Annotated in this window: 9 protein-coding genes; 5 read left to right on the forward strand and 4 right to left on the reverse strand. The window is 59.7% G+C overall.

The window, feature by feature from the left end:
• On the reverse strand, positions 1-1,173 hold the full coding sequence (locus G5358_RS07315) for an MFS transporter (RefSeq protein WP_421323868.1): 1,173 nt from the start codon (positions 1,171-1,173) through the stop codon (positions 1-3).
• 359 nt (positions 1,174-1,532) lie between these two features.
• Between G5358_RS07315 and G5358_RS07320 the strand changes: the two genes are divergently transcribed.
• From G5358_RS07320 to G5358_RS07330, 3 genes are read left to right on the forward strand one after another with little or no spacing between them, the layout of a single operon-like run.
• The gene (locus tag G5358_RS07320; protein WP_421244710.1) at positions 1,533-2,462 is read left to right on the forward strand and encodes an AAA family ATPase; all 930 of its coding nucleotides are present in this window, start codon (positions 1,533-1,535) and stop codon (positions 2,460-2,462) included.
• On the forward strand, positions 2,462-3,457 hold the full coding sequence (locus G5358_RS07325; RefSeq protein WP_421244711.1) for a DUF58 domain-containing protein: 996 nt from the start codon (positions 2,462-2,464) through the stop codon (positions 3,455-3,457). The genes G5358_RS07320 and G5358_RS07325 overlap by 1 nt, the downstream gene beginning before the upstream one ends.
• Positions 3,444-5,459: a transglutaminaseTgpA domain-containing protein gene (locus G5358_RS07330; protein ID WP_421323869.1), complete on the forward strand. Its 2,016-nt coding sequence runs from the start codon at positions 3,444-3,446 to the stop codon at positions 5,457-5,459. The genes G5358_RS07325 and G5358_RS07330 overlap by 14 nt, the downstream gene beginning before the upstream one ends.
• Before the next feature lie 62 nt (positions 5,460-5,521).
• On the opposite strand, the gene G5358_RS07335 is transcribed toward G5358_RS07330, so the two are convergent.
• A complete protein-coding gene (locus G5358_RS07335) occupies positions 5,522-6,952 on the reverse strand; it encodes an alanine/glycine:cation symporter family protein (RefSeq protein WP_042055130.1) in 1,431 nt (476 codons plus the stop codon).
• Between the two features lie 701 nt (positions 6,953-7,653).
• Between G5358_RS07335 and tal the strand changes: the two genes are divergently transcribed.
• Together tal and G5358_RS07345 are read left to right on the forward strand one after the other, a co-directional pair.
• Positions 7,654-8,604 (forward strand): transaldolase, encoded by a 951-nt coding sequence (gene tal, locus G5358_RS07340; protein ID WP_139443195.1) that lies wholly within the window; start codon positions 7,654-7,656, stop codon positions 8,602-8,604.
• Between the two features lie 160 nt (positions 8,605-8,764).
• Positions 8,765-8,947 carry a DUF3545 family protein gene (locus tag G5358_RS07345; RefSeq protein WP_005338547.1) on the forward strand — a complete coding sequence of 61 codons (183 nt, stop codon included), beginning with the start codon at positions 8,765-8,767 and terminating at the stop codon, positions 8,945-8,947.
• A gap of 314 nt (positions 8,948-9,261) precedes the next feature.
• Here G5358_RS07345 and accA read toward each other — a convergent pair whose 3' ends face one another.
• Together accA and G5358_RS07355 are read right to left on the reverse strand one after the other, a co-directional pair.
• On the reverse strand, positions 9,262-10,212 hold the full coding sequence (accA, locus tag G5358_RS07350) for an acetyl-CoA carboxylase carboxyl transferase subunit alpha (RefSeq protein ID WP_149153421.1): 951 nt from the start codon (positions 10,210-10,212) through the stop codon (positions 9,262-9,264).
• 15 nt (positions 10,213-10,227) lie between these two features.
• Positions 10,228-11,418, reverse strand: a 1,191-nt coding sequence (locus G5358_RS07355) for an OB-fold nucleic acid binding domain-containing protein (RefSeq protein WP_421323870.1), incomplete at its 5' end; no start/stop codon positions are given.

An 11,418-nucleotide genomic window follows, 5' to 3' on the forward strand; every position in this document is an offset into this window, starting at 1 on the left:
TCAGCCCTGCGACCGCGCTTCACGAAGCGCGAGCCATGGTAACAGCCCTTTGACAGCCAGGTAACTGAGCAGTGCCAGCAGCAGAGCGCAGATCAGCATCTCGGACGGAGTAAAGCCGAGCTGGCCAAGCAACCAGATATAGAGGCCGGAGAGGCTGATCTGCATGATGCAGAGCACCGCGCTGGCGAACGCCACATTGTGTTGACAACCATCGAGCGCCTCCCCCATCGCCACCCCGAAGCCACAGGAGAAGCCGACACAGACCAGTGCAAATCCCGGCAGCAGCAGATGGATATCGCCCCCCGTCTGCCAGCTGCCGAACAGTGAGCACGCCGCCAGCAGATAGCAGAGATGAGACACCGCCAGCACTTTCTGTTTGCCCAACCAGCGCAACAGCAGGGGCGTCAGGAAGGAGGTGGACATACTCACGCCGGCCATCACCATCATCACGATGGAGTACTGCTCGGTAGTGAAGCCAAACTCCTTCATCAGGATCAGCGGCGAGACGCTGACATAGACCAGAATAGAGGTCACGCTGGCACTGGTCAGCAGGGATAGCAACATAAAGCGCGGGGAGCGCAGCAGGGCAAAGGGCAGCGCAGCACCACTCCCCGGTTGCCGAGCCGGACGGGTCTCCTTGAGCAGAAGCAGGTTGACCAGACCGCTGACGGCCGCCACCAGCGCCATCGCCATGAAGATCCCGCGCCAGTCAAAATGGGACAGGATGAGGTAACCGAGCACCGGCGCCAGCACCGGGATCACGCAGATCACCCCGTTAATCATCGAGAGCGCCATCGCCAACCGCTCCTGACTCAGCACATCCCGCAGCACGGTAAAGGTCATGATATAGAGCGCACCGGCCCCGACCCCTTGCCAGAAACGGCCGAAATAGAACTGGTTGATCCCCTCCGCATTGCCTGCCACCAGCGAAGCAAGGATAAAAATCAGCGCGCCCCCGAGCACCACCCAGCGCCGCCCGTAGCGATCAGCAATCACTCCCCCCAGTAGCACGGTCGCCGCCATACCGAACAGATAGATAGAGAAGGCGGTGTGGATCTGCGCTTCACTCGCCTGCAGGGTATCGGCAATCCGGGGCACGGCGACCAGATAGAGATCGATCCCGACCGGATAGAGGATAATCATCAGAAAAGTGCACAACAGGAAAACAAACATGGGTGCTCCATAACAGATGGCCCTGCCGATACCTGCAAGATGACAGCGACAGGCGAACAGTGGCGGGGCCAAGGTGGCCATAAAGGTAGCAACGCAGCGCGTCGCAATGGGGGCAACTATATGGGCACCTACCGCCCCCACCTAGTGAAGAGATGGCGATCGGTACATTCCAATCAGGAAATATTGTATTGGGCTACGTGCCTGAGCAGCCATATTGAATTGACCAGACCACAGCAATGAACCATGTCGCCTCCCGTTCATAACCATCCCTGCGCTGCATTTTTACCGCCCGTTAGTTATCCGCCTTCGCCCTTGCGGGCGTATTAAGCTGTAGGGGCGACGCAACACAGGGAGTGTGTATGAAGGGAATGAAAAGAGAAGAGCAGATTGCCGGGCTGCTGGCAGCACTGGAGAGCGTCATTCTGGGAAAGCCGCGGCAACTGAAAATCGCGCTGGTGACCCTGCTGGCACGTGGTCATCTGCTGATCGAGGATCTGCCCGGTATGGGCAAGACTACCCTGGCCCACGCGCTGGCGCAGGTGCTGGGGCTTGCATGCAGGCGGATGCAGTTCACCGCTGATCTGCTCCCCGCCGACCTGCTGGGGCTGCAGATCTTCGACCCCCAACAGCAAACATTTCGCTTTCACCCCGGCCCCATCTTTACCCAGGTGCTGCTGGCGGACGAGATCAACCGCGCCAGCCCCAAGGTGCAGAGCGCCCTGCTGGAGGCGATGGCCGAGGGCAAGGTGAGCATCGAGGGACACACTCACCCGCTGCCAACGCCCTTCTTCGTCATCGCCACCCAGAATCCGGCGGATCAGGCGGGCACCTATCCACTGCCGGAGTCCCAACTCGACCGCTTCGCCGTGCGACTCTCGCTGGGTTTTCCGCCGCGAGAGGCGGAGCGCCAGTTGCTGCGCGGCCACCAGCCGAGCGGCCCATTACCCGCCATGCTGGATGCCGCCGAGCTGGCTGCCCTGCAAGCGGAAGGTGATGCTATCCATGTTTCCGATGCCACCCTCGATTACCTGCTGGCGCTGGTGCACCAGAGCCGCTTTGATGGGGATCTGCCACAGTCCCTCTCCCCCCGGGCAGCCCAGACCTTGCTGGCGGTGAGCCGGACCTGGGCACTGGTTGCGGGGCGGCGCTTTGTCACTGTAGAGGATGTGCAGGCGGTCTTTCCTTATGTAGCGGAACATCGACTGCGGGGCAGCTTTGGCGTGCAACACGGCGAAGCCTGTCCCCTGAGCCAGCGGTTGCTGGCCAGGGTCGATCCGGACCATCCCTGATGAGCAAATGGCTAAACCGTTGGCAGCAGTGGCGAGACCGCTGGCAGCGGCGCTGGCTCGATCGCCGCATTCCGCCGGCGCGCCAGATAACGCTGGGGCCGAGAACCCTCTTTATTCTCCCCACCCGCATGGGGTTACTCTATCTGCTGGTGCTGCTCGCCATCTATCTGCTCGGCACCAACTACCAGAATAATCTTGTGCTGCTGGTGGCCTACTGCCTCGGCAGCCTGTTTATGGCCGCCATGTGGCTCACCCACCGTAACCTCCTGGGGCTGGAGCTGCTGGGGGGCACGCTGGTGCTCGGGGAAGCGGGTAGCCAGCTGCCTATCCGTATCTTGGTACAGAGCCCGCGCCCGGTGCAGGCACTTCACTTTAGCCTCAACGAAGGCACCCTCTGGCTGGCACAGGCCGACGCTCTGCCCAGCACAGTTATCCTGCCAGTATCGGGCTCACGCCGCGGGCCACTGCCCCTTGGCCGATTGCGGGTCGAGAGCCGCTACCCCCTCGGTCTGTTTCGCTGCTGGACGCTTCTGGACTTGCAACTGGAGGGCTGGCTCGCCCCCAAACCGGCGTTCGGGGCGCTAAGAGGGGCACATGCGACCGAAAGCGAAGGGCATCAGGGCCAACCCGCTCCAGCCCCTCTCGGTGACTTTGACTCTCTGCGGACACATCAGGCCGGTGAGCCACTGAGCCGGGTCGCCTGGAAGCAACTTGCCCAGGGGCGCGGCCTGCTGACCAAACAGTTCCATGAGCCACAGCAGGATGACACTCACCTCACCTTGCAGCGGATCGCGGGTGGGGATCTGGAGCAGCGGCTGGCAGTGCTGGCCTGGTGGTGCGTCGATTACGGCAAGCGGGGCATCCCCTTTACCCTGACGCTGGCAGGTCAGACGCTGGGGCCCGAGAGTGGTGCCGCCTTTGTGCAGCGCTGCCTGCTGGCACTGGCCCGATTCGATGGCAAGCCACAGGAGAGCTGGTCAGATGCTGCTCGATAACCGCCGCCTGCTGCCAATCATCGCCCTGCAACAGCTGCTGCTGGTCGCGGCGCTCTGGCCCCAGTTGCAACTCTGGGTAGTGGCAGTGGGCGCCATCACTCTCGGCGTCCGGGCCATGATGCTGTGGCACGGCTGGCCGCCCCTGCCTACCCGCTGGTTGGCGCTGCTGGCCATCACAACCGTGGTGTTGCTGGGGTTGCAGTGGCGCACATTGGGCACCCTGCCCGCCCTGATCAATCTGCTCTGGCTCGGCTATAGCCTGAAGATGATCGAGGTACGGCGCGAGCGGGATATCGAGCAGGTACTACTGCTCGCCTTCTTCCTCATCGCGCTGGCGCTGGTACAACGCCAAAGCATCGGCTGGACGGCCGGAATGACAGTAGCACTCTGGTTAGCAGTGACCGCGCTGGTGGCCGCCATCGCTCCCGAGCAGAAACGGCCTTGGCGCAGTGCGGGGAGCGCCCTGCTGCTGGCGCTTCCCCTGCTCATCACTCTGTTTCTGCTGCTGCCAAGGCTCCCGCCCCTCTGGCAGATGCCCACCACCAGCCGCGCCCTGTCGGGGCTCTCGGAAGAGCTGGCCCCCGGCGATATCAGCGAACTGGTCAACTCCTCGGAACTGGCCTTTCGGGTCACCTTTGCCGATGGCCCGCCCCCGGCCCGCGAGCGCTACTTTCCGGTGATGCGCCAAGAAGTTTTCGATGGCCAGCGCTGGTTACTGAGCCCCGAGGTCAGGGCATGGCAGCAGACAGTGCCGGTGCAAACCGGGCTCCCCCTTCTGGCATCCTCTTCTCAGACCAACTCTCAACTGGCAGATAGTCCGTTACCCGCCGGGAGCTACGAGGTGATCGCCGAGCCCCAGCGCCACCGCTGGGCCTTTGCTCTGAGCGAACCGCGCCTGCTGGCGGGACCGGTAATGCTCGCGCCTCTCGACACCCTCTATCGGCAGGGGAGCGGCGAGATGGCGATACGCTATCGCATTGGCCGCGGCGAAGCACAGATCGAGGATGATAGCCAAGCCGCCCAGCGCAACCTGCAACTGCCAGCCGGGGGCAACCCGAGAGCGCGAGCTCACGGCCAAGGGTTGGCAGTGCGCTATCCAGAACGTGCAAAGCTGGTCGCCGCCCTGCTCGCACAGTTTCGCAGCCAATCCTATTACTACACCCTGAGCCTGCCACGACTTGGCAGTGACGGGGTGGATGCATTCCTGTTCGATACAAAGCAGGGCTTTTGCGGCCACTACGCCATGGCGACCGCTTTCGTGCTGCGCGCTGCCGGTATTCCTGCACGACTGGTCACCGGTTATCTCGGCGGCGAATGGAATCCCAGGGGCAACTATCTGGCGGTACACCAGTTCGATGCCCATGCCTGGGTGGAGTATCTCGATGAAGGGGGCTCATGGCGGCGAATCGACCCCACGGCGGCAGTGGCACCTGAGCGCATTGAAGACGGCGTGAGGGAGGCCCTGAGCGACGAGTTTACCGCCGCCGACCCCCTCGCTTTGCAACGTTATCGCAACTGGGCCCTGCTCAATCAGCTGCGCTGGTGGGGCAACAATATCGAATACCAGTGGAGTCGCTGGGTGATTGGTTACGATGCGGGCCAGCTCTGGCAGCAAATCGGTCTGCGCTGGCCTGCACTGGCAGCGCACACTCCCTGGTTGATCCTCGCGAGCCTGATGCTGGTCGCCCTGCTGGTGAGCCTGCCCCTGCTGTTGCCCGCCCGTCTGCCGCCAGAGCGGCGCATCTGGCAACCCCTGCTCAAACGGGGCAAACGCAGCGGCTATTCCCCAGAGCCTGCCGAGAGCATGGGAGCATGGTGCGAGCGGCTGGCGCGGCTGCGCCCCGACCTTGCCCATCCCCTGCTAAAGAGTGCGTGGCTCTATCGCCGCTGGCGTTATGCCCTCCTCAACGACCGGCAACAAGGGCGCTGCGGGCGCCAGTTGCAACGGCGTATCAGACAGCTCGCCCAGCGCTGGGATCAGCCGCAGAAGAGCGGCTCATAAAAGAAGGGGGAGCCACCGGCTCCCCCTTCAGGTTTTAATCAAGAGGTTTGACTCACCGCTTGTTATTTTTTGGTCGGATTGTCCCAGATCCCCTCTTCCAGCTGGGAGCGGATCTCGGGGTACTTGTTGGCATCAAAGGTGGGCACCTTGCCCAGCCTGAGCTGGTCGTTGTAATCCTTGGCCAGCTTGATGGCGACGCCGGAGAGCAGCAGGATAGCCACCAGGTTGACGATGGCCATCAACCCCATGGAGACATCAGCCATTGCCCAGACGGTCGGCAACTCGCCCACAGAGCCGAACATCACCATGCCCAGCACAAACATCCGGAACAGCATCAGGCCGCCCTTGTGGTTGTGCTCGAGGAACACCAGATTCGTTTCGGCATAGGAGTAGTTCGCCACGATAGAGGTGAAGGCGAAGAAGAAGATGGCCGCCGCGATAAAGATGTTGCCACCGCTGCCAATCTGGGAAGAGAGCGCCCGCTGGGTCAGCTCGACACCGGTCACGCCGGAGCCCGGCTCAAACTGACCTGACATCAGGATGATGGCGGCGGTACAGCTGCAGATGACGATGGTGTCCATAAAGACGCCCAGCATCTGCACATAACCCTGGGAGGCCGGGTGCGGCGGATAGGGAGTGGCAGTCGCCGCAGCGTTGGGTGCAGAACCCATCCCCGCTTCATTGGAGAAGAGACCGCGCTTGATACCGTTGATCATCGCCTGGGAGATGGCATAACCCAGCGCACCCGAGCCTGCCTGCTCAATCCCGAAGGCAGACTTGATGATCAGCATGAAGACATGGGGCAACTCGGTGATGTTCATCGCCACGATCACCAGCGCCAGCAGGATATAAGCCAGTGCCATAAAGGGCACCACCAGCTCGGCAAAACGGGCGATACCACGAATGCCGCCGAAGATAATCAGGCCAGAGAGCGCCACCAGCGCCAGACCGCTGACCCAGTCAGGAATGCCAAACGCAACCTTCATCGCCAGACTGATGGAGTTGGCCTGCACCGCGTTGAACACCAGACCAAATGCCAGGATCAGGCAGAGCGAAAACACCACCCCCATCCAGCGCATGCCAAGGCCTTTCTCCATGTAGTAGGCCGGGCCACCACGGTAGTTGCCATCCTCATCCTTGACCTTGTAGAGCTGGGCCAGGGTGCTTTCGACGAAGGCGGTCGCCATGCCGATAAAGGCAATCAGCCACATCCAGAAGATGGCGCCAGGGCCACCCAGATAGATGGCGACAGCCACACCGGCCAGGTTGCCGGTGCCGACACGGGCGGCAAGGCTGGTACAGAGGGCCTGGAAGGAGGAGATGCCCGCGTTGTCCGATTTACGACTGTTTTTCAGCACGGAAAACATGTGGCCAAAGTGACGGATCTGGATAAAACCCAGGCGGAAGGTGAAAAAGATACCGACCCCGATGAGCAGGTAGATGAGCACGGCTCCCCACATCAGGTCGTTTAGCATCGCAATCAAGGTGTCCATAATTCTCTCGTTGTTATTCACATCCATGGCCAGTCTGCGCTGACCGTTTTCTGTCTGTCGTTTAATTAGCGTTTCGCTAAAGGGGCGGAATCTAGCACAGCGGGAGAGCCCGGAATAGTGATCCCGGTCACGCGAGACACAAAAAACGAACGGTAAAAGCCCATAAAGCTCCATTTAAATCGCAAACTTTCAACAAACTCAATAATTCAATCAGACAGGCCACCATTAAGCCCCATAAGAGAACCATTTTGATATATCCCTGATGAGCTATCCGAAAACGCAAACGCTTGCATGAAATGGCTTTCAAACGGAGACATTTCGCCAAACGTTTGCTCTGTAATTAAATTTCAAGTACGTAGCGAGATAATTTATGTGATCGACGACACAAATATGGATATTGGCTAAAAAAGTTCAGCTGAAAGCAAACCGGAGCGAGGTCGGGAGGAAATGTAAAAAACCTTACTAATCATATAGTTTCACGCCATAAAACGGGATGACTCAACAGCCTGAATGTTTAACAACCAAGCGCCCCTATTGCAGGATGCAGCACATCAGTATTAATTAGGCAGGCAATGACGATGGGCCGCCCCCATCGCGCTTTTCTGAGCCTGAGGCACCAAGATCCTGTAATTTTATTTCAGAACCACCGTCTCAAGCCCGCAACCCAGGGATTACTCCCTCATTAAGAGATGATATTCGCTATGGCCGATAAATTAACCCAGCTGAAAGCCCTGACCACTGTTGTTGCCGACACCGGTGATATCGAAGCCATCAAACGCTATCAGCCCATCGATGCCACCACCAACCCCTCTCTGGTTCTGAAGGCCTCCGAGATCCCCGAGTACGCTCCGCTGATCGAAGACGCCATCAAATGGGCCAAAGCCCAGAGCCAGGACAAGGCACAGCAAATCATCGACGCGGGCGACAAGCTGGCCGTCAATATCGGTCTGGAAGTGCTGAAGATCGTTCCGGGCCGTATCTCCACCGAAGTGGATGCTCGTCTCTCCTTCGATACCGAAGCCAGCATCGCCAAGGCGCGCAAGCTGATCCGTCTCTACAACGAAGCGGGTATCAGCAACGACCGCATTCTGATCAAGCTGGCCTCCACCTGGGAAGGGATCCGTGCCGCCGAGGTACTGGAGAAAGAGGGCATCCAGTGCAACCTGACCCTGCTGTTCTCCTTCGCCCAGGCCCGTGCCTGTGCCGAAGCCGGTGCCTTCCTGATCTCCCCGTTCGTAGGCCGCATCCTCGACTGGTACAAGGCCAAGCACAACCGTGACTACACCGCCAGCGAAGATCCGGGCGTGGTTTCTGTCACCTCCATCTACAACTACTACAAGCAGCACGACTACCCGACCGTGGTGATGGGCGCCAGCTTCCGCAATACCGGCGAGATCCTGGAACTGGCCGGCTGCGACCGCCTGACCATTGGCCCGGCTCTGCTGGAAGAGCTGAGCAAGACCGAAGGCGCCGTGGTACGCAAACTGGACTACACCGGTGAGCGCAAGGCCAAACCGACCCCGATGACCGAAGCCGAATTCCGCTGGGAACTGAACCAGGACGCCATGGCTCACGAGAAGCTGGGCGAAGGCATCCGCATGTTCGCCATCGACCAGGGCAAGCTGGAAACCATGCTGGCAAGCCGCCTGTAATCAGTTCTTTTTTCTGATAAAAACCAGGCCCCTACCAAGGGGCCCGGTTTTTTTTCATGGGCTTTTTTAGCGCTGTCATAGAGTCGTCACGAAAACGTTTTAATTTCAGATTCGTTATGTTATACGGGTGGTGAAAACGATAAAAACCAAGGAGGGAGCCATGGAAATGTTCAACTTCGATTATGACGAAGTGGTTGAACTCGGTTCGCGTAGCCGCGGGACAACGGGAAAAAAACGTAAATGGCGTGAAATCGAGGCGTTGAAAGACAAACATCGCCTGCAGAAGGAGCTGCAATCCATCGATATCGCCTATGAAGGTCTTACAGACGAGATTGAACTGTAATACCGCCAGACACCTGTAAAAGCGCTCCGCACAGTCGGGGCGCTTTTTTATGCCGCAATCGGATGATCACGTGGCTTGTCATGCCATCGCTAGCGATGCCACAGGATGCAGCGGGCAGGCGACAGACAACGCGTTGCCACAGTCCCTGACAGCCCTCACCAACAGCGTGGCATACCAACCCCTGCCCCTCACCCGCGAAGACTGAGCTGTGCCGTTTCAGGGCGCATTGGGGCAATCACCGCAAGACAAGTCATCAGCAATAAAAAGCCCCCGTCGCTGACGGGGGCCTGAATACTCGGGGCAGACGGCTGCTCTTAGCAGTAGCCGTAGCCCAGCAGACGCTGGTAGCGCTGCTCCAGCAGTTGCTCGGTATCGAGCGGACGCAGGGCGTCCAGATCCTGCTTGATGCGAGCCTTGAGGTTTTTGGCCATCTTCTCCACATCGCGATGGGCACCACCGAGGGGCTCGTCGATCACATGGTCGATCAGCTTGAGCTCTTTCAGACGCTGGGCAGTGATCCCCATCGCTTCGGCAGCCACAGAAGCTTTGTCAGCACTCTTCCACAGGATGGAGGCACACCCTTCAGGCGAGATGACGGAGTAGGTGGAGTACTGCAACATGTTGACGCGGTCACCCACCCCGATTGCCAACGCACCACCGGAGCCACCCTCACCGATCACGGTGCAGACCACCGGCACGGTCAGACCGGCCATCACTTTCAGGTTCCGGGCAATCGCCTCGGACTGGCCACGCTCTTCGGCACCGACGCCAGGGTAAGCGCCCGGGGTGTCGATAAAGGTGATGATCGGCATCTTGAAGCGTTCGGCCATCTCCATCAGACGCAGGGCCTTGCGGTATCCTTCCGGACGCGGCATGCCGAAGTTTCGCTTGATCTTCTCTTTGGTCTCGCGACCCTTCTGGTGACCAATCACCATCACAGGCTCGCCGTCGAGACGGGCAATACCGCCGACGATAGCCTTGTCGTCGGCATAGGCACGATCACCGGCCAGCTCGTCGAAATCGGTGAAGATCTGCTCGATATAATCGAGGGTGTAAGGGCGCTGGGGATGACGCGCCATCTGGGATACCTGCCAGGCCCCCAGATCACCGAAGATCTTCTTGGTCAGCTCTTCGTTTTTCTTCTCCAGCCGGCGGATCTCGTCTTTCAGATCCACGGCGTGATTGCCTTCACTCACATGTTTGAGCTCATCAATCTGCGCCTGCAACTCGGCAATCGGCTGTTCAAAATCCAGAAAAAGACTCATAGGGCCTTAGAACCTCTAATCAAAAACCAACTCGACCCGCTCTCGTCCAAGCAGGACGCGCAAGTCATCTAACAGTTGATCGGTGGGCGTCACCCGCCACTCGGTACCGAGCGTCAATCGCACCCGGGAACCGGGGCGACGATAGTTTACCTGAACCGGACAGACTCCGGCACGGGCGGGCTCCAAAATCTCGCACAAACGCGGAAAAAAGCGATCATCGATACGCTGTTCATCGAGGGAGATGCGGATTGCTCTGGCAAAACGCTCCCTCGCATCATTGATATCCAGTAATTCCCGGGCCGACATTTTAAGGCCACCGGAGAAGTCATCAAAGCTGACCTGTCCAGAAACCACCAAAATGCGGTCTTTTTGCATCAATTCTTCATATTTTTCCAGCGCTTCACTGAACAGGGTCACATCGAGGCGACCGGAACGGTCGTCCAGGGTGAAGATCCCCATTTTGTTGCCACGCTTGGTCACCATGCTGCGGGCGGCAATCACCAGCCCAGCCGCCGTGGTCACGGTATCGCGGGAGGTGGGATGCAGATCGCACAGGCGACCCGAGGTATAACGACGCAATTCGCTGCTGTACTGGTTGATGGGGTGGCCAGTGAGATAGAGCCCAAGGGTCTCGCGCTCCCCTTCCAGCCACACCTTGTCAGGCCAGTGCGGCACGTTGGCAAACGCCTTCTTGACGTCGTCAATCTCTTCGGTGAGCACGCCGAACATGTCGACCTGCCCCACCGCCTGCGCCTTGGCGTGCTGCTCGGCGGCCCGCATCGCCTCCTCCAGCGTCGCCATCAGGGCGGCGCGGTGGGGGCCGAGCCGATCCATGGCGCCGGAGAGGATCAGCTTCTCCATCACCCGCTTGTTGAGCTTCTTGATGTCGACCCGGTTGCAGAAGTCGAACAGATCGCGGAACGGGCCGTCCTGATCCCGGGCGCTGAGGATAGCATCGATAGGGCCTTCACCCACCCCTTTCACCGCCCCAATCCCGTAGACAATATGACCATCTTCGTTGACCGAGAAGCGATAGCGGCCAGTGTTCACATCCGGCGGGATCACGGTGAGCCCCATCCGCTGGCACTCGTCCACCAGAGTCACGATCTTGTCGGTGTTGTCCATATCGGCGGTCATCACCGCCGCCATGAACTCGGCCGGGAAGTGGGTCTTGAGCCAGAGGGTCTGGTAGGAGACCAGCGCATA

Source organism: Aeromonas sp. 604176 (genome assembly GCF_049170755.1).
Classification (GTDB): Bacteria; Pseudomonadota; Gammaproteobacteria; order Enterobacterales; family Aeromonadaceae; genus Aeromonas; species Aeromonas veronii_A.